Source organism: Rhodococcus sp. OS5 (assembly GCF_056837585.1).
The window spans coordinates 395,049-416,573 of the sequence record NZ_CM166368.1 but is presented as its reverse complement, the minus strand read 5'-3'; the positions used below and the strand labels follow the sequence as shown (position 1 = coordinate 416,573).

Annotated in this window: 21 protein-coding genes; 6 read left to right on the top strand and 15 right to left on the bottom strand. The window is 62.1% G+C overall.

The genetic code is table 11. The annotated features are described in order from the left end of the window. The first annotated feature begins 75 nt into the window (after positions 1-75). The 5 genes from ACVZUB_RS01985 (at position 76) to ACVZUB_RS01965 (ending at position 6,858) form a co-directional block, all read left to right on the top strand. Positions 76-867, top strand: coding sequence for an enoyl-CoA hydratase/isomerase family protein (locus ACVZUB_RS01985; RefSeq protein WP_020723626.1), 792 nt, complete (start codon positions 76-78; stop codon positions 865-867). A gap of 26 nt (positions 868-893) precedes the next feature. After that, the gene (locus ACVZUB_RS01980; protein ID WP_007731596.1) at positions 894-1,865 is read left to right on the top strand and encodes an ABC transporter substrate-binding protein; all 972 of its coding nucleotides are present in this window, start codon (positions 894-896) and stop codon (positions 1,863-1,865) included. 119 nt (positions 1,866-1,984) lie between these two features. Then, positions 1,985-4,321: a CaiB/BaiF CoA-transferase family protein gene (locus ACVZUB_RS01975; RefSeq protein ID WP_230359430.1), complete on the top strand. Its 2,337-nt coding sequence runs from the start codon at positions 1,985-1,987 to the stop codon at positions 4,319-4,321. Between the two features lie 50 nt (positions 4,322-4,371). Continuing rightward, on the top strand, positions 4,372-5,319 hold the full coding sequence (locus tag ACVZUB_RS01970; protein ID WP_322942831.1) for a quinone oxidoreductase family protein: 948 nt from the start codon (positions 4,372-4,374) through the stop codon (positions 5,317-5,319). A gap of 15 nt (positions 5,320-5,334) precedes the next feature. Then, a complete protein-coding gene (locus tag ACVZUB_RS01965) occupies positions 5,335-6,858 on the top strand; it encodes an AMP-binding protein (protein WP_054827402.1) in 1,524 nt (507 codons plus the stop codon). A gap of 11 nt (positions 6,859-6,869) precedes the next feature. Here ACVZUB_RS01965 and ACVZUB_RS01960 read toward each other — a convergent pair whose 3' ends face one another. The 15 genes from ACVZUB_RS01960 to ACVZUB_RS01890 all read right to left on the bottom strand — a co-directional run bounded on the left by ACVZUB_RS01960 (position 6,870) and on the right by ACVZUB_RS01890 (position 20,571). Further along, positions 6,870-7,772 carry an IclR family transcriptional regulator gene (locus tag ACVZUB_RS01960; RefSeq protein ID WP_007731601.1) on the bottom strand — a complete coding sequence of 301 codons (903 nt, stop codon included), beginning with the start codon at positions 7,770-7,772 and terminating at the stop codon, positions 6,870-6,872. Between the two features lie 167 nt (positions 7,773-7,939). Then, complete coding sequence (locus tag ACVZUB_RS01955) at positions 7,940-8,764, bottom strand: alpha/beta fold hydrolase (RefSeq protein WP_007731603.1); 825 nt, start codon at positions 8,762-8,764, stop codon at positions 7,940-7,942. Next, complete coding sequence (locus tag ACVZUB_RS01950; protein WP_007731605.1) at positions 8,764-9,084, bottom strand: DUF362 domain-containing protein; 321 nt, start codon at positions 9,082-9,084, stop codon at positions 8,764-8,766. The genes ACVZUB_RS01955 and ACVZUB_RS01950 overlap by 1 nt, the downstream gene beginning before the upstream one ends. A 3-nt stretch (positions 9,085-9,087) precedes the next feature. Then, positions 9,088-10,098: an NAD(P)/FAD-dependent oxidoreductase gene (locus tag ACVZUB_RS01945; RefSeq protein ID WP_054827401.1), complete on the bottom strand. Its 1,011-nt coding sequence runs from the start codon at positions 10,096-10,098 to the stop codon at positions 9,088-9,090. 150 nt (positions 10,099-10,248) lie between these two features. After that, positions 10,249-11,034, bottom strand: a complete 786-nt coding sequence (locus tag ACVZUB_RS01940; protein ID WP_054188628.1) for a class II aldolase/adducin family protein — start codon at positions 11,032-11,034, stop codon at positions 10,249-10,251. 13 nt (positions 11,035-11,047) lie between these two features. Beyond that, positions 11,048-11,884 carry an ABC transporter permease gene (locus ACVZUB_RS01935; RefSeq protein WP_019746502.1) on the bottom strand — a complete coding sequence of 279 codons (837 nt, stop codon included), beginning with the start codon at positions 11,882-11,884 and terminating at the stop codon, positions 11,048-11,050. Beyond that, complete coding sequence (locus ACVZUB_RS01930; RefSeq protein WP_007731623.1) at positions 11,881-12,744, bottom strand: ABC transporter ATP-binding protein; 864 nt, start codon at positions 12,742-12,744, stop codon at positions 11,881-11,883. Before ACVZUB_RS01930 ends, ACVZUB_RS01935 begins: the two co-directional genes overlap by 4 nt. Continuing rightward, positions 12,741-13,724 carry an ABC transporter substrate-binding protein gene (locus ACVZUB_RS01925; RefSeq protein ID WP_007731624.1) on the bottom strand — a complete coding sequence of 328 codons (984 nt, stop codon included), beginning with the start codon at positions 13,722-13,724 and terminating at the stop codon, positions 12,741-12,743. The genes ACVZUB_RS01930 and ACVZUB_RS01925 overlap by 4 nt, the downstream gene beginning before the upstream one ends. 204 nt (positions 13,725-13,928) lie before the next feature. Further along, positions 13,929-14,885, bottom strand: a complete 957-nt coding sequence (locus ACVZUB_RS01920; protein WP_019746501.1) for an NAD(P)-dependent oxidoreductase — start codon at positions 14,883-14,885, stop codon at positions 13,929-13,931. A gap of 109 nt (positions 14,886-14,994) precedes the next feature. Then, the gene (locus tag ACVZUB_RS01915; protein ID WP_019746500.1) at positions 14,995-15,867 is read right to left on the bottom strand and encodes an alpha/beta fold hydrolase; all 873 of its coding nucleotides are present in this window, start codon (positions 15,865-15,867) and stop codon (positions 14,995-14,997) included. A 30-nt stretch (positions 15,868-15,897) separates the two neighbouring features. Next, on the bottom strand, positions 15,898-16,854 hold the full coding sequence (locus ACVZUB_RS01910) for a DODA-type extradiol aromatic ring-opening family dioxygenase (RefSeq protein WP_322942830.1): 957 nt from the start codon (positions 16,852-16,854) through the stop codon (positions 15,898-15,900). Continuing rightward, positions 16,854-18,197 carry a M20 family metallopeptidase gene (locus ACVZUB_RS01905; protein WP_050655585.1) on the bottom strand — a complete coding sequence of 448 codons (1,344 nt, stop codon included), beginning with the start codon at positions 18,195-18,197 and terminating at the stop codon, positions 16,854-16,856. The genes ACVZUB_RS01910 and ACVZUB_RS01905 overlap by 1 nt, the downstream gene beginning before the upstream one ends. 122 nt (positions 18,198-18,319) lie before the next feature. Continuing rightward, positions 18,320-19,609, bottom strand: coding sequence for an aromatic ring-hydroxylating oxygenase subunit alpha (locus tag ACVZUB_RS01900; protein ID WP_482628107.1), 1,290 nt, complete (start codon positions 19,607-19,609; stop codon positions 18,320-18,322). An 81-nt stretch (positions 19,610-19,690) separates the two neighbouring features. Next, positions 19,691-20,089 carry a hotdog family protein gene (locus ACVZUB_RS01895; RefSeq protein WP_021332874.1) on the bottom strand — a complete coding sequence of 133 codons (399 nt, stop codon included), beginning with the start codon at positions 20,087-20,089 and terminating at the stop codon, positions 19,691-19,693. Continuing rightward, the gene (locus tag ACVZUB_RS01890; protein WP_007731639.1) at positions 20,086-20,571 is read right to left on the bottom strand and encodes an FAS1-like dehydratase domain-containing protein; all 486 of its coding nucleotides are present in this window, start codon (positions 20,569-20,571) and stop codon (positions 20,086-20,088) included. Before ACVZUB_RS01890 ends, ACVZUB_RS01895 begins: the two co-directional genes overlap by 4 nt. A gap of 101 nt (positions 20,572-20,672) precedes the next feature. Between ACVZUB_RS01890 and ACVZUB_RS01885 the strand changes: the two genes are divergently transcribed. Further along, on the top strand, positions 20,673-21,524 hold the full coding sequence (locus ACVZUB_RS01885; protein ID WP_007731641.1) for an alpha/beta fold hydrolase: 852 nt from the start codon (positions 20,673-20,675) through the stop codon (positions 21,522-21,524). Position 21,525: the final 1 nt, after the last annotated feature.

The following is a 21,525-nucleotide window of genomic DNA, read 5'->3' as shown; positions in this document are numbered from 1 at the left end:
GTCCCCACCATACTTCCCACTACACATCCCCCGGCTCGACCGGTTTACCCCGCCAACCCGCTGACAGGAGCTCACTTGACGAGACAGACCGGCCAGACCTACAACTTCGTCACCGTCGACGTCACAGACTCGATTGCCACCGTGACTATCGACAAACCTCCAGCCAACGCATTCAACCCCAGCATGATCGCCGAGCTTCTGGAGATACTGCCGGTACTCGCGTCGGACCAGACCGTCCGCGTCATTGTCGTGACGGGCACTGGACGGTTCTTCGTCGCCGGTGCGGACATCACCGTGATGCGCGAGCTGACGGAAGAAACTCAGCGCGCGATGCGCCCGTGGGTCGACGTACAGCGGATCCTCGAGTCGGCTCCCAAACCTGTCGTCGCGAAGATCAACGGGCACGCACTCGGCGGCGGAGCAGAACTGACGTTGGCCTGCGACTTCCGCATCATGGCGCAGTCGGCGACCATCGGCTTCCCCGAGATCGGACTTGGGCTTTTTCCGGGTGCTGGTGGCAGCCAGCGACTTCCACGCCTCATCGGGGCTCACCGAGCCAAAGTGCTCATGATCGAAGGCAAGCGCCTCAGCGCCGAGCATGCACTCGATATCGGCCTGGTCGACACCGTCGTTGCGGACGCCGACCTCGATGCGCATTGCGCTGACCTCGCACGCGAACTCGCGACGAAACCCACTGCCACCATCGGAATGATCAAACGCATTGTCGACGAGGGCATGTCGTTGCCGCTCGATCAAGCGCTGGATCTCGAATTCGAGGCAGTGCTCGACCTGATCAAGACGGACGACGCTGCTGAGGGACTTCAGTCATTCCTCGACAAGCGGTCCCCCACCTTCACGGGACGCTGACAGCTCCCATTTACCGAGAGGCCATCATGCTCAACAAATTTCAGAAGAAATGGGTGGGCGCAGTCGCTTCTCTCGCCGCCCTGACGATCGCGGTCAGCGGATGCACCCGGCCCGCTACCGACAACTCCGCGGAAAGTGGTGGCCTGGTACGGATCGCGGTGGGTGTAGACCCGTCGTACGCCCCGATTTTCCTGGCCGACCACGAGGGCATGTTCGAGGCCGCCGGCCTCGACGTCCAGGTCATCCAGACGGAAGGCGGGGCGGCGGGCGCCCAGAACGTCGTAGCCGGAACTTCGGAACTCTCCGGCAATGCCGACTCGACGGCACTGTCCGTCATGGCCGCCAATCCGAGCCTGCGGGCGCTGGGCGTATTTCAGGAATCCGACCGATACTTCCAGGTTGTACTGAGGAATGGCGTCGAGCCGAAGTCGATCAAGACCATGGGCGTCTTCCCCGGCATCGGCCTCTACTTCACGAACCAGTACCTGGCCAGTCTCGGCATCGACCCCACGACGGTCACACTCGTGAGCACAAGCCCGCCCGAACAGCCTGCTTTGCTGGCGCGCGGTGACATCGACGGCTTCCTGTCCTTCGACCCCTGGGTGACGCAGAGTGTCAATACCGGCGGGCGCGTTGTTGCCACGACCGGCGACTTCGGCGCCAAGTACGCCCAATGGATCATCGCTTCGGACAACTGGTTGTCCGCGAACGAAGAAACCGCAGGCAAGGTGTTCAAGGTGATCTCGGAAGCGTCGGCAATCGTGAACTCGGATCCGGATCGGGCTGCAACCGCAATTGCCGCGTCTATCCAGATGGACCCGGCCGAGGCCGCAGACCGGGTGACCCAAATCGATTTCGGTGGACGCGGATTCACCGAGGACGACGTGGAGCGCGCAAACGAACTTGTTGCATTCTTCCGCGAGCAGGGCAAGATCTCCGCGGACATCGATCCGTCCGCTGTCCTCCTCTCGGGATGGTTCGAGCAGAACGCCGCCTGAGCGGAGAGTGAGAACGGGTCCGGTGGGCAGACCGAAATCATGTCGCCCACCGGCCCGCAGAACTACGTTCGACTCCAGTCGGTTCGGCGATATCTTTCGATTGAAACGGAGTAGTTGTGGTGCATCCCCCGGTACGGGTCGTAGAGATTTCCAGTCCGTTTGCGCGATTCGCCGGGCGCATCCTGGTCGGGCTGGGTTTCGAGGTCATTCTGGTAGAACCACCCACCGGTGACCCCAGTCGCACCGAGTCCCAGGGTGATTCGTACTTGCATTGGCATGCGGGCAAGAAGTCCGTTGTCCTCGATATCGACGACAGCAACGATCGCCTCGCTTTCGAAGCACTGCTGCGCAGTGCCGACGTCCTGCTCGACGGCAGCGCGACCGGCGCTCTACGCGACAACCGAGGATCTCTCGTTCACGTACGAGTGACACCCTTCGGCACAACCGGACCGCGAAGTGACTGGAAGGCAACAAATCTGACCGTCGCGGCACTCGGCGGGATGATGGCCCAGGTCGGCGATCCCGAGCACCCTCCACTGCTGCTCCCCGAACTCCAGGCTGAGCAGCTCGCCGGAATCAATGCCGCAATCGGCGTGCTTCTCGGACTGCGTTCGCGATCCAAGGGCCACAACCCGTTGCTGGAGATCAGCGCTCAGGAATGTGTTGCCGCCGCGCTGGAAGCGGGCACTCTTGCCTACATTCACGAGGACCGCGTACCACCGCGTCCGGGCCGGGTACATCCGCTCGTTCCGCACGGACTGTTCCAGGCCGCCGACGGTTATGTCGGTGGCGGCCTCGGCGGTAGCCCCCGCATGTGGGACGGCATGTTGGCCTGGCTGATCGACAACGATGCTCAGGACGATCTCGATCAACCGGAGTGGTCCGACGCGGTCTACCGAAAGACGCATCAGGAACACATTTTCGACGTTCTGTCCGCCTTCATCGCGAAGTGGCCGAAGGAAGAATTCGCGGTCAGCGCGCAGTCACGCAAGTTGCCGTGGGCAGCGGTCGACCGGCCCGAAGAACTGCTGCGTAACCCGCAACTCAACGACCGGGACTTCTTCACCGACGTGACCGGAGATCACGGTACCTACCGCGATCTCGGGTTCGGCTTCGCTTTCCCCGAAGGCCGGCGCATCGGAACGCTCGAGGCTGCCCGGTTGGGCCAGCATCAGGAACTCTTGAAGGCCACCTCGCCTGTGGCAGTGAACGAAACCCACGAGTTCAGCGGTGGCAGCACGCCCAGCCTCGAAGGTGTCCGCGTCCTGGATCTCACGTGGGTGTTGGCGGGCCCGTACGGCACCAGAATCCTTGCCGACCACGGTGCCGATGTCATCAAGGTCGAATCGATCGGACGCCCGGACCCGACTCGCTTTGCACCGTTCATGCATCTCTCGCGAGGACCGCACGACAATCCGAACACCAGCGGGTACTTCAACGACGTCAACCGCAACAAGCGCAGCATCACACTCGATACCCGATCCGCAGAGGGCCTTTCGGTACTGCGCGACCTGATCAGGAACTCCGACGTCGTGGTCGAGAATTTCAGCTCGTCGGTCATGGACAAGATGGGGCTCGGCTACGAACAACTCCGGGAGCTCAACCCGGACATCATCTACGTGTCGATGTCCGGGATGGGTCACACCGGTCCTCGCAAGGACTGGGTGTCGTATGCCGACATCGTTTCGGCAAGTACCGGTTTGACCGCACTGACCGGCTGGAACGCCGATGACGTTGTCGGAGTCATCTACGGCCATGGCGACATCGTCGCCGGACTGCAAGCCGGCGTCGCGATGCTGGCAGCCCTCGACTACCGCGACCGGACCGGCCGGGGACAGCACGTAGACCTGTCACAACTCGAAGCCATGGCAGCACACATGGGTACCAGCGTTCTCCGAGCCGCCCGGTCACAGTCCCCCGATCCGATCGGCAACAGCCATCACGAACTGGCACCACACGGCGTGTACCCGTGCCTCGGCAGCGACCGGTGGTGCTCGATTGCCGTTCGCGATACCACGGAATGGAATGCATTGTGCCGCATCATCGAAGCAGAGAAATGGATCGGCAATCCTGACTTCGCGAGTGCAGAAAGCCGCCAAGCCGATCACGAACGTATCGACGACGCCATCGCCGACTGGACCAGGACTCTGTCACCCGAAACCGTCATGGAACGCTTGCAATCGGCGGGTATCGCGGCCGGCACCGTCCAGGACGGACGCGACCTGGTCGAGAGCGATCCACATCTTCGGGCACGCAGTTTCTATTCGGCACAGGAACATCCCCTCGCCGGAACATTCCTCCACGAAGGCATCCCCGTTCGCCGGAACTCCGAACCCGGCTCGATCCGACGCGCTGCGCCGGTGCTGGGCGCGGACACCGACGACGTCCTCGAGTCGGTGCTCGGATACAGCGACGAACTGATCGCCGGACTTCGCGACCAGTCGATCCTGTCCTGACCGCACTCATATTCAGTACATCCATTCACAGATCGCTACTAGGAGACACAATGCGCGCGGCCCGACTCCATCAGTTCGGCACTTCACCGGTCATCGACGACATCGACATTCCCACACGTGAATCCGGTCAGACGCTCGTGCGCATCGACGCTGCCGCGCTCGGCCATCTCGACATCACCGTCGCGAGCGGAAACTTCGGAGTCAAGCCGAACCTGCCACATATCGGTGGAACAGACGGAGCGGCGACGGTAATCGAATCCGACACCTATGAGCCTGGCACCCGCCTTCTGGTCCGAGGCGGCGGAGTCGGACTGTTCAAGAACGGTTGCTGGGCTGAGTATCTGGTAGCGGCAGACAAGGCGTTCACACCCTTTGATCCCGCACTGTCGCCGGCCGTCGCCGCAACCTTCTTCCTGCCCAGCACAACCGGCTATGTTGCCGTCAACGACATTGCAGCCGTCGCTCCCGGCGAACGAGTTGTTGTCGCCGGAGCATCCGGCGCTGTCGGATCGATGGCAGCACAGTTCGCTCTGCTTGCCGGAGCGTCCGAGGTAATCGGTGTTGTACCGCGCGAAGATCAGGCTGCCTTGCTTCCGGAGGGTGTGCGTCCCGTCGTCGGGCAAGGCGACGAACTTGCCGGAGTGGTGGGATCCGAGCCTTCCGTCGACGCCGTGATCGACACGCTTGGCGGCGACGGCTTGCCGCACCTTCTGGCGGGTGTTGTCCCCGGTGGCCGGGCTGCCCTGATCGGATATACCTTGGGTAAGAGCCTCACCCTGGACTTGCCGAACTGGTTGCTCAGCGATGTCCGGATCCTACCCGTCAACATGATTCGCAAGACTGCCCGGCAAGCCGAACTGGCACCTGAAATGATCCGGCTGCTCATCGAAGGCAAGATTTCCGTTGCAGTGCAGGAGTTTCCGCTGGATGACATCGCAACGGCACTGCAGTTGATGGGTGAGGGCAAGGTTGCCGGCCGGGCCGTCGTCGTACCCTGAGGGATACAATTACCCATGCCCCACGACGCACATGCCATTCCGCGCTCGCTTCCGGATTTGATCCGGAGGCGAGCTTTGGAGCGTCCGGAGCACCCGGCGCTCGTCGTCGACGGGATCACGGTCACCTACCGCGAATTGCGGGATCGTGCAGCGTCGTTGGGGGCGGATCTCCGTAATCACGGTGTCGGCCGTGGGGAGCGCGTGGCGGCACTGTCCGGCAACAGGATCGAACTGGCAGACCTTGTTCTCGGATGCGCGTGGATCGGTGCGGTTGTCGTCCCACTCAATACGGCCCTCCGAGCCGACAGTGTTGCCGGCGCACTCGAACAGGCTGGTGTACAACGGATCCTGGTTTCACCCGAATACTCAGGCGCTGTAGCCGGATTCGACGGCACCGTGTGGGTCATGGGTGAACAGTGCGTCCCCACTGCCGGTTCGCATCCGGGCTGTGAGCCCGAGACCCTCGATCCGCTCGACCTGGCCGCGATACTCTTCACCTCCGGCACCACCGGTCTGCCCCGAGGCGTTCGATGCCCGCACGCGCAGTTCCTGCAGTGGGGCAAAGGCGTCGGCGCCTCACTCGGGCTCACCGGGGACGATGTGCTGTACAACTGCCTGCCGCTGTTTCACACCAATGCTCTCAATGCCTTTGTTCAGTCCCTTTGGGCCGGGTCTACTTTTTTCCTGGGACAACGCTTTTCGGTCCGCAATCATTGGCGCGAAGTTCGCGAGATCGGCGCAACTGTCGACTACCTGCTGGGTGCGATGGTGGCCATGTTGATGAACGCGGACCCATCGCCGCAAGACCGACAGCACAGCGTCCACGTGGCACTTGCCCCCGCAACGCCGGCTCATCTGATCGAACCGTTTGCCCAGAGATTCGGTGTAGAACTCGTGGACGGATTCGGAAGTACCGAAACCAATCTCGTGATCGGCACACTTCCGGGAGATCGGCGGGCCGGGTACATGGGGCGGGTGATGAGTGGCTACGACGCCGCAGTCGTCAACGACGGTACTGCGGCCGCAGACGGGGAGCCCGGCGAACTGGTGGTCCGCAGCACGATCCCCGGCGCCTGTTCACTGGGCTATCTGGGCGAGGAGATTCCGGCGACGGAGAGTTGGATACAGACCGGTGACAGGGTGATTCGGGAAGCAGACGGCTGGTTCCGATTTGTCGATCGCATCAAAGACGTGATTCGGCGCCGCGGTGAAAATATTTCCGGGGCCGAAGTGGAAACCGTTCTGGCGTTGCATCCGTCGGTCGGTCAGGTTGCCGTCTTCCCGGTACCGTCGGATCTGGCCGAGGACGACGTCATGGCAACTGTAATACTGCGCCCCGGAGTATCTTTCGATCCCATTTCGATTCTGGAGTTCTCCCAGCAACAGCTGCCGTACTTTGCACTTCCCCGGTACATCGACGTCGTGGACACGTTGCCACTCACCGAAACCGGCAAGGTACAGAAAGCAGTGCTACGTGAGAGGGGCGTCGGCCCACACACCTGGGACTGCGAGAAGAGCGTGTTCCGCGCCCGGCGATAGACCGCGCCTCGCTACTTGCCGCAACCGTTGAACGAACACATCACCGGACTGCAGATCGTGCGCAGAGCCAGCGGGTCGCTCGGCGAATGTGTGCACTTCATGGCATGAAGTTTTCGGGTGATTCCGGCGCCGGCAGTGCGCAGGGCCCCGGTGATGCGGCTGACGTTGAGGCGAGCCGTCGGCGCTGTCACAGACAACGCGCCGGCCAGAGTGCGCGGGCCGCTGAACACCGGCACTGCGACGCTCATGTACCCGAGCCGTGTCTCCTCGACCTCCACCGCGAGTTGCTCCTTACGCATCCGCTCGGTTTGCTGGCGCAGCACGCTGACGGACATCGTCGTTCGACTGGTCAAGGCGGTGAAACCCTGCTCGACTACCTCGTCGAAGACCGATTGCGGGGAGAAGGCAAGGATGATCTTGCCGGTGGCGGTGCAGTACAGCGGGAGCCGACCGGCCACCCGCGACTGCTGATTGAGCCCGCGGTGTCCGATGATCTTCTCGATGTAGAGGACGTCGATGCCGTCACGAACCGCAAAGTGAACCGTCTCCTGCGTCGCCAGTAGTAGGTCCTCCATGTACGGCAGCGCCGCGTCGCGCAGAATCCGCTGACGCGGCACCAATTGGCCCAGCTCGAACAATCGCAGGCCGAGCCGGTACTTGGTACCCGCGCGCTCGAGCAATCCCCACTCGACCAGCTCGCCGGCCAACCGGTGAACCGTCGCTTTCGCGACCCCACTGCGCCGGGTGAGCTCCGTCAGAGACAGGTCACTGTGGTCGGTGTCGAAAGCGTCCAAGATCATTCGAGCCTTGCCCAGGACCGAGGACAGTTCACCTGCAGGCTGCGATGCAGCGGTCGTTTCCGACGCGATGGGTAGTACGGATCCGAACCCGACGGATTGTTGTGGAGCGGCCATGAGTGTCCTCCTGAACGATCTGTGACAGCCTGCCGAGACCGAGTGCCACAACGACCGAGATCGGTCGGGGTCCTCGTTAGGTGCAGGTGCTTCGAGACTGACACTATGGTGACGACACGATGAGACGCACGCCACACGGTCCGCTCAGTGAACCCGTCCCGCAGAGTTTACACGGGGCGCCTACCTGCGTAATTCTCCAGAAACATGCGGACGGCGGATGCAATCTGCGGAGCGTGCTCCTCGACGAGTGCGACGGTCCCCGATTCGACGATCTCCGTTTCCACCACTGCCGCACCCGTCAGGTGTGCACGCAACGGCGCAATGTTAGGCATCGAGAAGGGATCCTTCTGCGCGCCGATCAGCAAAACCGGCGCAGTCACCGAACCGACTCTCGCCTCCATGACGTAGCGGGCGCAGGCTTTGTGCCCCTCCGCCGGATCTACCCGGTAGGCAAGCGCGTCTCGGATGAACCTGTCGAGCAGTGCGGTGCCTGGTTCGGGGTAGTAGGGGCGACGCATCTCCCACAGCCTGGTGAGATGGCTACCGTCTGCGGCCCGGTCGACGCAGTCGATCCCACCGGGTCCCGAGTGCCCCTCGCGGTAGTTGCGGTCGGTCCACGGGCACGACGAGAGCACGGCAGCGTGCACCCTCTCGGGGCGTGATGCCGCCATCTCGAGCGCCACTGCCGCACCGGTGTGGTGACCGATGACCGTGACTCGATCGACGCCCAGGGTGTCGAGCAATTCCCACGCGCCTCGCGCATAGGTCTCGATGGTCTGCGGGCCGGGCACCGGAGCACTGTTGCCGTACCCCGGCATGTCCATCGCGACAACGCGGAAGTCGTCGGCAAGGAGTGGAATGAACTCGCGGAACTCGTCCCACGACCGGGGCGCCTGATGAAGCAGGAGAATCGCCTCACCCGAACCTTGCTGCGCGTAATGCAATTGCCCGAAAGACGAATCAACGTATCCGAGTTGCAGGCCGCCAGCCATCAGAACGCCGCAACCATCGGGGTATCGACGCCGACGATGTCGATCTTTGCCGAACCACCCGGATTTCCGACGGGCTCGCTACGGGTAGGCAAGACCTCGAGGAAGAAGCGCTTGTTGTCTTCCTTGAAATCCGGGTCTGCTTTCCGGTCGACGGTGATCGCCTCCACCGGGCAGGCCAATTCGCAAGCGCCGCAATCGATGCATTCGTTCGGGTTGATGTAGAGCTTGCGATCACCCTCGTAGATGCAATCCACGGGGCATTCTTCCATGCACGATCGGTCCGTGTAGTCGATGCATGCTTCACCGATGACAAATGCCATTGCCTAGCTCTCCTGTTCGGTGGAGTGTCCAGGGAAGATTTCTGCTTCCGGATCCAGCACTGCCGCAGCGTTGTTCACCGCAGTCGCGGCCTCGCCGAAACCGACGGCGATCAAGCGGACCTTGCCGGGATAGTCCGTGATGTCCCCGGCGGCATACACACGCGGAACATTCGTCTCCATCCGTGTGTTCACCGCGATGTGGCGATTGTCGATCTCGATTCCCCACTCCATCATCGGACCGAGGTCGGCCGTGAATCCCAATGCAGCGATGACGGATTGAGCGGGCAGCGTGGACGTGCTCTTGTCTTGTTTGTGGGTGATGTCGACCTCGCCGATCCACCCGTTTCCACGTACCGCCGAGACATCGGCGTTGACGAGAACCTGGACACTGCTTTCCTGCACCTTGGCGACTGTGGATTTGTGCGCGCGGAAACGATCTCGCCGGTGAACCAGGGTGACGGACTTGGCAATCGGTTCCAGGTGAACGGCCCAGTCGAACGCGCTGTCGCCGCCACCGACGATGACAACGTCTTTCCCGGTGTGCGCCGACAAATCCGGGACGAAGTAACTCAGCCCCCGATCCATGAACTCCGAACCCTTCGCCAACGGACGCGGGGTGAAGGTTCCGATGCCGCCGGTGATGACAACCGCGCCGGCCACCACGACCTGGCCCGTGCTGGTGGTGACCCGCACCCGGCCGTCGTCGTCATGCGACAGCTCACGAGCCTGCATGCCCAGAAGGTACACCGGATCGAACGGGGCAGCCTGCGCCATCAAACCCTCGATGAGGTTGCGTCCCTTGACCGAAGGGAATCCCGCGATGTCGAGGATCGCCTTCTCCGGGTACATCGCACTGACCTGTCCCCCCGGTTCCGCAAGGGCATCGATCACGGCAACCGAGAGGCCGCGGAAGCCTGCGTAGTACGCGCCGTACAGCCCGGCGGGGCCGGCACCAATGATCAGAATATCGACGCCGATCTCGTTGTCGGTCGCCGTGGAAGACGTTTTGTTCACACTCGATACGGTATTGCGCCGACGGACTCACGCAAATGAAACCGGTCCGCTCAACAGACCTCGGTAACAGTTGCGGGACAACACGAAAAGGGCCCGCCGACCTCTCGGTCGACGGGCCCAATGCTCGCAGGAATTCAGTGCGCGAAGAATTCAGTGCGCGAATACCTCGGGTTCGTCTGCTGCGATCTTCTGGATGATGGTCGAGTACGCAAACCACCCCACCTTCTCGGTGCCGACTGCTTCGTAGGTCTGCGCCGCGATCTTCTCGTGCAGGACAACCGGATCACCGGCGGCTCGCGCCGTCAACTCCGCCTGCATCGACCGCTCCATCGACACATACCACCACACTGCGCTCTCCACGGAAGTTCCGACGGTCAGATGACCGTGGTTGGTGAGGATCACGGCCTTGTTCGATCCGAGGGCATCCGCGATGCGAATCCCCTCCTCTTCGTCCAGCGCCACCCCGTGATACTCCTCGTAGATCGAGTGATCCTCGTGAAAGGCGCACGCGTCCTGAGTGATCGGCGTGAGGCGGGTGTGCAGCGAGGAGAACGCCTTACCGTTCAAACCGTGAGCGTGAACAGCTCCGATGACGTCGGGACGAGCCTCGTGAACCTTGCTGTGGATGACAAACGCTGCTCGGTTGAGCGGTCCGTCTCCGGAAATGACCGCGCCGTCCGACGCCACATGCAGCAATTCCTCCGGCTGAACCTGGGAGAAGTGCCGCCCGAACGGCGCAGTCCAGAAAGTCTCCGGATCTTCTGGGTCTCGGGCGGTGATATGTCCCGAGATTCCCTCGTCCAAACCGAATTTCGACAAAATCCGATACCCGCCGATGACAGCGGTCTTGCGACGACGCCGCTCACTCTCGATATCGGTAAACTCGGGCGGTCCCGGAATTCCGGCCTGCTCGGCAATGCTCAGCGGGTGATTCATGCTGCGCTCCTGACTATTTGACGCCGTAACGGGCGAGGTACCGCGAGGACAGAATGCGGAGAATCCGGTCGAAGATGAAGCCCATGATGCCCAGGACGATGATGCCGACGAACGTCCAGTCGATCCGGCCGTAGTTTCGAGCCTGCCAGATCATCGAACCGATACCCTGGTCGGCGGCGACGATCTCCGCCGACACGATGGTGAGGAAGCTGTTGCCCATCGCCAGGCGAGCGCCCGTGACGATGCCGGGGATCGACGACGGCAAGACCACCGTCTTCATGATCTGAAGTTTGTTGGCACCAAGATTTGCCGCTGCCTGCAGTTTGTTCTCGCTGATCGCTACAGTCGCGGCAATCGTGCTGACCGTGACGATGAATACCGAGGTGTAGAAGATCAGAACAACCTTCGACGTCTCACCGATGCCGAACCAGACGACGGCGAGAGTGACAAACGCAATAGGCGGAATGAACCGGAAGAACTCGATGTACGGATCGAGGAGCTGTCGCACGATGGAAATGCGGCCCATCAGAATTCCGACGGGAGCACCGATCACGACACCCAGGAACCAGCCGATGAGAATTCGCTGACCCGATGCGGTGATCGACGACCACAGAACGCCGCTCTCCCACAGTTCCTGTGCCGCCGACCATACTTCGGCCGGTGATGCAATGGTGGTCGGCCCGTACCACCACGCCAGGAACGACCAGATGCCCAAACCGATTGCCGCTGAGGCTGCATACATCAGCGTCGCTTTGACAATCTTGGATCGCCGCGCCGACGAACGCTTTTTTGTCTCCGCCACCTTCGCTGTTCTCACACCGGCTGAACCACCGGTCACTACAGCCGTCACAGCTCGTCCTCCTCAATGCCTTGGTTCCGCAGCGACGCAACCACTTCTGCCCGAATGTCGTCCCGCAGCTTCTCGTAGAGCTCGATCACCTCGGGATCGTTGCGGTCTCGCGGACGAGCCGCATTGACCTCGTAGACGCTCTTGATCCGGGCCCGCGGGCCGGCCGACATCACGATCACACGGTCAGCCAACGTCAGTGCCTCGTCGATATCGTGAGTCACGAATACCACGGTGCAGCGGGTGTGCCGCCAGATACGGTCGAGTTCGGTCTGCAGAACCTGACGAGTCTGAGCGTCCAACGCACCGAACGGCTCGTCCATGAGAACCAACGACGGCTGGTTGGCAAGAACTCGTGCGATCTGAACACGTTGCCGCATACCGCCGGACAGCTGCGAGGGGAACTTCGCACCCGCGTGGGGCAAGCCGACCATCGCGAGGTACTCGGCCGCGATACTCGCCTGCTCGCTGCGGTTCGCTCCACGCATCCTGGGGCCGTAGGCCACGTTCTGGCTCACGGTCATCCATTCGAACAACGCTTCGGAGCTCTGAAACACCATGCCGGCGTGGCGGTTACTGCCGGCGACGACATCTCCGTCGCACACGATCTCGCCGGCGCTGGGTTCCACGAAGCCGGCCATGGACGACAGCAGCGTCGACTTGCCGCAGCCACTCGGACCGAGCAGACAGACGAATTCACCTGGCTGCACGTGCATGTCGATTCCGGCGACGATCTCCGCCGCGCCGAAGCTGATTCCGAGGTCGACCACGTCGATGGCAACACCGGTGTTCTTCTTGCCGGGGCCGGCTGTCCCCGCGCTATTCGTCGAGCTGGTCGTTGAACCACTTGTTGCGATACTCACTGTGCACCATCCTTGTACCAATCCAGAAGCATTGCCGATTCGAGATCCGGCTGGTCGCTGAGAACACCGATCGACTTGTAGAAATCTACGATCGACTGAGCCGACTCGACATCCGCAGCTTCGAGATTCACCACGGCGAAGTCGATCTCGTCCACCGCGGCAATAGTCTGATCCTCGCTGACGTTCACAGCCGCCTTGGTCGCGGACGCTGCCACGCCCGGATCCGACTCGACCTTGCGCGTTGCCTCGTCGAGCACCTTCGCGACGGTTCGCGCTGTCTCTTCGTTGGCCGACAACCACGGAGCCGTCGTGATCGCCCAATGATGATAGAACCAGCCGTAGTCTCCGGTTACTGCCACCACGTGGCCGGTTCCCTGATCCAGGGCGGTGGCCGGCCACGGCTCCCACAGGACAAACCCGTCGATGTCGCCGCGACTGAGCAGTGCGGGCATGTCCGTCGGGGTCGCCGAGATCATCTCGACCGAACCGGGGGCAATGGAATTGGCAGCGAGGTACTTGTCCGTCGAAATCTGGCTGAGACCCGGGACGATGCCCATCTTCTTGATCGCAGCCGGTGAGTCGACACCGTTACGCAGCACGACCTTGATGTAGTCACCCGACGCCTCGTACGAGTACATCGCGCGCAACGACGGATTCTGACGCAACTGGGCGATCGTTGTCGTATCGGAGCTACCGGCGATCTGGACCTGCCCGGTCGAGAGTGCGTCGACGGCCTCGCCACCACGACCGAACTGGACGAGTTCGACGTCCAAACCGGCAGCGTCGAACATGCCTTCCTGATCCGCTACGAAGAACGGAGCGTAGGAAGCATCGATTCCGACTGCGATACGCAGTGGTCCACTTCCGGCAGAATCAGCTGTGCTTTGCGTCGCCGGGCGGCTGCATGCGCCGGTTGCAACGGTCAGCAGCAGCGCAGCCGAAACAAGAGCAGTCCTTCCAAACTTTGACAGCGAGGCCATCTACTCACACCTTTGTTTGTGATCTGTGCCGCAGTTGCGGGTCGTGGAGAGCAAACCTAGCTGTGTGTACCTACACCCGAGAACCAACCGGGTCCACCGTGCGGACCGGGGACAGGAACTTACCTCGGCGAAACACTGCACCTGGAGGAACGTGCGGACCGAAATACTTCGGTAACACGGCCCTCGATCACAATGTCCACCGAATCACAATGTCCACCGAATTGTCTGCGAGCGCAGCGCACTGGCGACATTCTGCGCCGTCATCGAATAGATCGACGCACGCGCTCCGGCGCTGCCGCCGGCGACGTGCGGACTCAGGAGGGTCGAATCGAATCCACGGAGCGGGCTCGAAATCGGTAGTGGTTCAACGTCGAACACATCGAGGGCAGCGCCGCCGACATGCCTGGAACGCAAGGCACGCGCCAATGCCGCGTCGTCGACGACAGCGCCGCGCGCCACATTGACCACGATCGCTCCGGTGGGCAACTGCGCAACTCGATGGGAATTGATCAGTCCCCGAGTTGATTCCGTAAGCGGGACGGCCAGCACCAGGACATCCGCGAGAGGCAGTAACTCGTCGAGTGACACAAACGTCGCAGCCACAGTGTCACGCGGTCTCGAACGCGCGGTGACATAGACGTCGCAACCGAAGGCGGCAAACAATTCTGCACACCGGCGGCCGATCGAACCAACACCTACGACGCCGACCCGGCGCTGCGCCAGATCGCGGCAATCGCGCGTCAGGATGGATTCCTGTGGCCATCGACCATCGGTAACCTCGTTGTGCGCCCAGAACATGGAGCGGCACAACACACCTGCCGCGAGCACTGCCCACTCCGCAACCGAGTTCGCGTTTGCACCGGGAGTATTCGCCACCGGAACTCCGGCGGCGCGCCAGGCTTCGGCATCGATGAAATTGGTTCCGGCACCAGGCTGTTGGACGAGGAGCACATTCCGGCCGAGCTCTGCTTCCTCCTTGCCCAGTGGCAGATCACCACTCCAGTCCCCCACCACGACGTCGCATGTCGGCAACTCCGCACGGAGCGCCCCCGTGGTGCGCTCAGGTAATCGAACTACCTCCGCCTCACCCCTGACGGCGTCACGGATTGCGGTACCGAGTCCGTTGTCGGCGTCGGCCGTCAGCAGAAGTACTTTCTTCACGAGAACTCCTTCGCTGTAAGACGATGACTGTACCTTCGAAAACGCGGAAGCCGGCCTCCCAATCGAGAGACCGGCTCCATTACGCAGCAGCATATTTGGCAGGAACTTCTCAGATAGCTGCCTTCGCGCTGGCTGATGCCTTTGCCAAGAACTCGAGGCTCAGCGGGTTGTACTTCGCTGCCTGCTCGTGCTGCGGCCAGTGACCGCACTCCGAGTAGAGTTCGAGCTGAGCGCCCGGAATATCCTCGGCCATCTTCTTCGCTTCCGGAACATCACCGAACGGATTTTCCTGACCCCAGACCACAAGAGTCGGCGCCTTGATGAGTGCCATTCGATCCGGGCGCAGCAGGTTCCGCTGGCGAACCTCCATCTCCTGCAGGGAAAGGAGGTTGTGGATGTTGGCGACAAAGTCAGGCTGATGGTAGATCCGGTGACGAGCCTGAACCAATTCCTCGGTTGCATCGGCGGGATCATGCATGAGCAACTGCATACGTGCGCGGGTCAATTCGATGTCGTCACTCTGGACGGCCTTCGCGGTCGACGTCTTGATGCGCTCCATGACTACCGGGTTCGCGACTGTTCCGCCTGCTGCCAGCAACTGCAGCGACAGAACACGTTCGGGCTGCTCGCTGGCCAGGTAGGCAGCGACCCAACCACCGAGGCTTTCACCCACCAAGTGCACACGGTCCAGTCCGACCGCGTCGAGGTAGTTCACCAAATGCTCGACGTAGCGCGGAATCTCGTACGGGTAGTCAGGCTTGCCGGTGTAACCATGGCCGAGCATGTCGATCGCGTGAACCCGGTAAGACTCGGCGTGCGGTGCAATATTGCGTGCAAATGCCTCGAGGTGTCCGCTGGTGCCGTGCAGGAAGATCACGGCCTCGTCACCGGATCCTGCCTGCAGAGAGCGCGTGGGCACACCGCCGGCGTCGACGGTCGTCAACTCGAAATCGAGCCCGGCAAGTTCGTTCCAGATTGTCATCAGAGAAACTTCCTTTACTGAAGGTGCAGATTATGTTGTTGCGCTGTCTGTTCCAGCTGGATCGAGAATCGTGACACCCATACCGGTGAGCCACTCGGGAATCGCTTCGTAGGCAAGGGGTTCACCCGGAACGTAGTCGAGCATCGCGGCCATCATGAGCCAGGTCCGCAACTCCTGCGCACCGTTGCCCGCCTCGTCTTCGATCTGCTGCGTCGTGAACTCGGCAAGCTCACTTGCCTTGCCGCTGGCAAACAGATCAAGAATTCGGTCATCGAACTCCGGAGTGATCGCGGCATCGGCTGCGCGGATGATCTGGCGTCGCCGGACGTCGTAGTCGGACCAGTTCTCCCGGCCGTCCAGCCAGGCTTGAACCATGAAATCCTCGTCCTCACCGTGCGGATCCCGCCAGTCCGGCCAGGGCAGACGATGAGACAATCCACCGGACGCGATCACCACGACCCGGGTATCCGCCGGATACGACGCAACGGCATCCCGCAGGGCCTTCGCCACTTCCTCACATCGCTTGAACGTCGGGAGGGGCGGCGCGAATACGTTGACCACCAACGGAACTATCGGAACATCGATTCCGTCGAGAAGGTACTGAATCGCGTGAGACTGACCATGATCGATCTGCAATCGCGCCGAGTAGGCAAGATCGAACCGGCCACCTTCGATCAGCTCGTTTGCAAGGTGCCTGGCGAACTCCACGTCGACCCGTTGCGGCCCCTTGGGTGTTCCTGACTCGCCACTGGAAATGCACTCTCCGACGCCGAGAGTGAACGCCGGAATCAGATCCAGCCAGAAACCGCGAAAGTGGTTGGAGCCGAGAATCAAGACAACATCGGGTTTCGACGCCGCGATCTTCTCCCGGCTCAGATACAGCGCGTCCCGGAAGCGTTCGGCCTCCGCCTTGTGCGTCGTCTCTTCCCAATGGGTGTTCATCAAGGTGCTGTGGGAGGCACCGATACCCAGAACTATCTTCGCCATCAGTCGATTCCTACTTCCTCGAGCGAGCGGGTGACGGTGTCGAGGGCCACTCGGATCAGATACTTCGTAAATCTCTCCGCCGCAGCCAGGTCCACAGTGTTCATCCCCATCGCGAAGTCCACCTCGAACGGTGCGTCGACCACCTTGGGCATACCCACCCGAATCGTCGGGATGCCGCGGCTGCGCAGGATGTTTGCGTCGGTGGCTCCACTCGCGTCGAAGAAGTCCTGATGCGGCTCTCCTTCGGCAGCTTCCCACGCGTGGACTGCGGCGCGGCGCAACCACATTCGAGGGTCGGAACCCTCACCGGGGATGGCAAGAACCTGTTCGATGTCGATCTGCAGATCCAGCGATTGTGCGATCTCCGCAACGACGGCTTTGAGTTCGCGCTTGGCCGCGGTGGGCGTCGTCCGCGGGCTGAGCCGTAGATCAACGGTAAGGCGCACCTGCTCGGGGGTGAACGACGCTGTTCGCTCCCACCCGCCGCGGATGTTGGCAACGATCCCCTGAGGCGCAACCAAACCGTCCTGATGCGCCGCCGAGTACTTCGGGAACCATTCCTCCAACTTGGCGACCACCTCGCCGGCTGCGGTAATCGCGTTGCGGTACGGCAACCGGTGGCGCGAGCCGACGTAGGTGTGCAGACCGTGCACCGTGATCTCGAACCAGGCCAGTCCCACTTCTTCCCAGGAAACCGTCCAGCCGGGCTTGGCGATCAACGCGCAGTCCGCCCACACTCCCTGTTCCAGGAGGAACGAGCAGCCGACGCCCTGGCCGGTGTTGCGTCGGGGGTTTCCGACACCGGGGCGGGCATTGGTCGGCATACCACCGGCGCCGAATCCGAGCACCAGGTCACCGCGGAGCGGAATACCGGCTGCGGCAATTGCTTCGGCCGCCGCGACAATGCAGACGGCGTGGCCTTTGGGGTTCGACGCACCCAATCCGATCACGTAGTTCTCGTCGAACTGGGCGTGCGGCGTCAGATCCGCTCGCAGCTCATTTCCCACCCACGGCAGGTCTTCCGCCGGATCGCCGGTCGTGACGGTGTCGATCGGCGCATACAGCAACAGGTCCGGTCCGGACCCGTCACCGCGGAGCCTTCCCCACGAGTTCGCCTGCCGATCATCGAGATCCATTGTGTGGGCCTCGATGCCCGACGCTGCCAGGACCGCCGTGATGTGGCGGGCCAGCGGTGCTTCGTCACCCGTCGGACTGGGAATGTTGACCACCGAAGTGGCGAGATCCCGCAATCGCGCACGATCGACATGGGCGTAGGCTCGCTCGACCCATTCCCGGCGCTCGTCGCCTAGGCCTGCGAGAGCATCGGCCCTCGCAGTGGTCATGGATTGACCTGATGTACCTGAGTATTGCTGCGCTCGCCGGCCAGCTGCCACAGCTTGGGAACTGCCACTGCAACAGCGGCACCGATAGCGACAGCCGTCAGAATCTTGAACATGTATCTCTCCTATTCGCTGGTGCCGGTGGGAATCTGAGCGTCGGCGACAGGGGCCGAGCGGGGCGTTGGCGTCCGGCGCTCTCGGGTGGGCCTGACCGGCGCCTTGGGGGTGTGCTTGACCGCGTCGGCGATCTTCTCGGCGTACTCTTCCTCTGCCAGATTTCGCCACGTCGTCAGCGACACGTCCGGTCGGTACAGCTTCTCCGGCGGTGCGTCGGTGACCTCGACCATCCACGCATCCTGACCCGAGAACTGACCGTGGAACAGCCAGCGGATCGCGCCGAGGTACTTGGCGTAGAAGCCCAATTTTGCTGCGCCGGAGACGAAGTTGACCATGAGGCCGACGTACTTGTGGTTGTCTTCGTCCACCGGGACGTAGAACTCGTAGTGAATGAACTTGGGGTACGCGATGCGCAGGACACCCGGCATGGACAGTGAAGCAAAACCGGGGAAGTTCTGAGCTGCGATCACAGGATTGACGTCCAGACCGGCGCCGACGTTTCCGATCTGCGAAATCTGGGTCTCGTCCGGCTTCTTCTTCCACCACCGCTTGTTCGTCCAGGTTCCCACGCCCGGGAATTCCGCCTCCCAGTACACCTCTTCCTGCACGCGGTAGATCCAGCGTCCCTCCGGAACGATGCTCGTGATGTTCCACGTCGGCATCGGCTTGAACAGACGCCACAATGCGGTGCGGTGCAGGTACTTCGCATGTCCCTCGTCGAAACCGTTCTCACATGCGAAGCGCCAGTTGCCTTCTCGGGGCTGAATCCGACCACCGACGATACCCTTGTTCTCCACCAGCTCACGCGGCAACTGGTCGTCGATGGACGGCGCCGGCTCGTTGGCGATCGGGATGTACACCCACACCAGACCGAGTCGCTCCTCGATCGCATAGGTCTGGACGTTCAGCTTGCCGCAGATCTTGGAATCCGGACCGTCGGTGATGACCGCGGCCAGCTTGCCGTCAGTGAGCCGGTACGTCCAGCCGTGGTACGGGCAGCTGACAGTTCCCGGGAACTGCTGATCGCCCTCGGACAACGGAACGCCGCGGTGCGGGCACCGATCGTGCAGGGCATATGCCTTGCCTGCGTCGCGGATGATCGCCAGCTTTTCACCACAGATGGTGAAGCTCTTGGGGTCTTTGGTGATGTGGTTCGACCACGTGACCGGGTACCAGTAACCGCGGTATCCGCTGCCGGCGGCGTTGTAACCCGGCCATGCCGTCCAATCCTGCCGACCGGCCGCTCGTGGCCGCTCGGGCAGCGCGAACGTGGCTTCCGACGCCTCGACACCAGTCATGTGAAGTCCTCTCGACACTGAACGTTTGAATGAAACAGATCTTGGGTGAGATTGCGGTCTACGCCAATGGATTCGGTTCGCTCAGCAGACCCGGACCACCACAGCGGTTCCGACGGCACACAGCACGCCATTGTCCGAATGCTCCCGCAATGCCAAAGTTAATTGGTCACTGTCGATTTGGGACACTTCACCCGACACCTCGAGTGTGGTTCCGACGGGCGCGGGCGCACGATTCTGCCAGGAGACGGACACAACTCCTTCGTATCCACCGGCAAAGTGTGACGCGGCACGAAAGAACAGCGTGCCCTGCAACTGGGCCATGACCACCGGTGCGGACAACCCCTCCGTCTGCGCATATGAGGCGTCGTAGTGAATACGGTGCGAATTGTGCGTCGACGCCCCGAATCGAAGGATCCGAACCGGATCGCAGACCAAGGTCACCGATTCGATCGGCGTGCCCACGACTACTGTTTCGGTCATCGGACGATGAACTTCTCGACGACCTCGGCGAATGCGCCGGACTGCGCACCCCGGTAAGTCTTGGTGACCGAGAGCAGCAGAAACTCGTCCGGAGCCCGGCCCTTGGTCGTCACGGTATCGAGTACTCGCCCTACGACGACAGCCTCACCCAGCGGGGCCGGTCGCAAGAAAGTCACACTCTGCCCGCCGGCCATCAAGCGCACGTCGATACCGTCTGTGCCCGGCACTTCGTCACGGAACATGCCGTCTGCTCGGTACTCTCGATCGGAGCCACCTTGCGGTCCTCGCAAAAGCGAAGGCAGATACATCGGATGGACGGCAAATGCCGGGTGCTCCGGGTCGAGAAACCGGGGGTCCGTCTCGGCGGTGGCAACCGCAAACGCAACCGACTCCGCCGGACGCACCGTTCCCAACTCTCGCGTTTCCCGCGTACCGATCATCGCCTCCGCGCGATCACGCGCGTGCTCGAGTTCTGTTCTCATGCCAGCACGCTAGGCATTCGGAAGTCTCACAGCCACGAACCGGGTTCGCCTGCCGGACCGCGATACTTCCCATACCGCTCACCTCGAGGTCAGGTATAGCCATGGCTGATCAACCGAAGAGCTTGTACGCCAAAGCAGATGGCGTCACATTCCATTACTACGACCTCGGCGAGGGCGACCCCACGATTTTCCTGCACGGAGGCGGCCCCGGCTGCACTGCGTGGTCCGACTTCGGGCCGGTGGCACCGCTCTTCGCCTCGGATCGACGAGCGATTCTCGTTGATCTACTGCAATACGGTCGGTCCGACAAGTGCACCATCGCCGGCCCAATGTGGGACTTCCACGCCGCCAAGGTGGTTGCCCTGCTCGACGAACTCGGAATCGAACGCGCAGACTTCGTCTGCAACTCGTGGGGCGGCACCATAGCGCTCAATCTTGCGGCAAAGTACCCGGAACGCGTTCGCTCCCTGGTGATCACGGGCAGCATGCCCGTCTTCTACGGTCCACTCGCGCCGCTCCCCGAGGATGGCCGTCGTGGCCGCAACGCCCGCGACGTCTACTACGGCGGCACCGGCCCCACCCTCGAAAAACTCCGCACCTTGATCACCAGTCTCGAATGGTTCGACGGATCGAAGTTGCCCGCCGAAACCCTCCAGATGCGATACGAGCAAAGTCTCGACCCCGAAGAAATGGCCCTGGCTGCCTCGGCGGACTCACCTCGTGGCGATTGGCAGGATCTCACAGCTGAACTCGGCCAGATCCAGGCGCCGACGCTCTTCGCCTGGGGCATGCACGACGCATTCCTCACCCCGGACTACCCGCTCATGCTTGCGCGGATGATTCCCCATGGCCATCTCTACATCATGGACAAGGCGTCGCATCATCTTCAGGAAGAACGACCATACGACTACTACAGTGTAGTTTCGGGTTTCCTTGACCAACAGCACAACTGAA

Excerpts from the sequence above, each read along its gene's own strand:
- ACVZUB_RS01910 (WP_322942830.1), bottom strand. The coding sequence starts at position 16,854 with ATGGCGAAGATAGTTCTGGGTATCGGTGCCTCCCACAGCACCTTGATG.
- ACVZUB_RS01890 (WP_007731639.1), bottom strand. The coding sequence starts at position 20,571 with ATGAGAACAGAACTCGAGCACGCGCGTGATCGCGCGGAGGCGATGATC.
- ACVZUB_RS01965 (WP_054827402.1), top strand. The coding sequence starts at position 5,335 with ATGCCCCACGACGCACATGCCATTCCGCGCTCGCTTCCGGATTTGATC.
- ACVZUB_RS01980 (WP_007731596.1), top strand. The coding sequence starts at position 894 with ATGCTCAACAAATTTCAGAAGAAATGGGTGGGCGCAGTCGCTTCTCTC.
- ACVZUB_RS01900 (WP_482628107.1), bottom strand. The coding sequence starts at position 19,609 with ATGACTGGTGTCGAGGCGTCGGAAGCCACGTTCGCGCTGCCCGAGCGG.
- ACVZUB_RS01925 (WP_007731624.1), bottom strand. The coding sequence starts at position 13,724 with ATGGCCTCGCTGTCAAAGTTTGGAAGGACTGCTCTTGTTTCGGCTGCG.
- ACVZUB_RS01905 (WP_050655585.1), bottom strand. The coding sequence starts at position 18,197 with ATGACCACTGCGAGGGCCGATGCTCTCGCAGGCCTAGGCGACGAGCGC.
- ACVZUB_RS01885 (WP_007731641.1), top strand. The coding sequence starts at position 20,673 with ATGGCTGATCAACCGAAGAGCTTGTACGCCAAAGCAGATGGCGTCACA.
- ACVZUB_RS01960 (WP_007731601.1), bottom strand. The coding sequence starts at position 7,772 with ATGGCCGCTCCACAACAATCCGTCGGGTTCGGATCCGTACTACCCATC.
- ACVZUB_RS01970 (WP_322942831.1), top strand. The coding sequence starts at position 4,372 with ATGCGCGCGGCCCGACTCCATCAGTTCGGCACTTCACCGGTCATCGAC.
- ACVZUB_RS01955 (WP_007731603.1), bottom strand. The coding sequence starts at position 8,764 with ATGGCTGGCGGCCTGCAACTCGGATACGTTGATTCGTCTTTCGGGCAA.
- ACVZUB_RS01940 (WP_054188628.1), bottom strand. The coding sequence starts at position 11,034 with ATGAATCACCCGCTGAGCATTGCCGAGCAGGCCGGAATTCCGGGACCG.
- ACVZUB_RS01895 (WP_021332874.1), bottom strand. The coding sequence starts at position 20,089 with ATGACCGAAACAGTAGTCGTGGGCACGCCGATCGAATCGGTGACCTTG.
- ACVZUB_RS01915 (WP_019746500.1), bottom strand. The coding sequence starts at position 15,867 with ATGACAATCTGGAACGAACTTGCCGGGCTCGATTTCGAGTTGACGACC.
- ACVZUB_RS01950 (WP_007731605.1), bottom strand. The coding sequence starts at position 9,084 with ATGGCATTTGTCATCGGTGAAGCATGCATCGACTACACGGACCGATCG.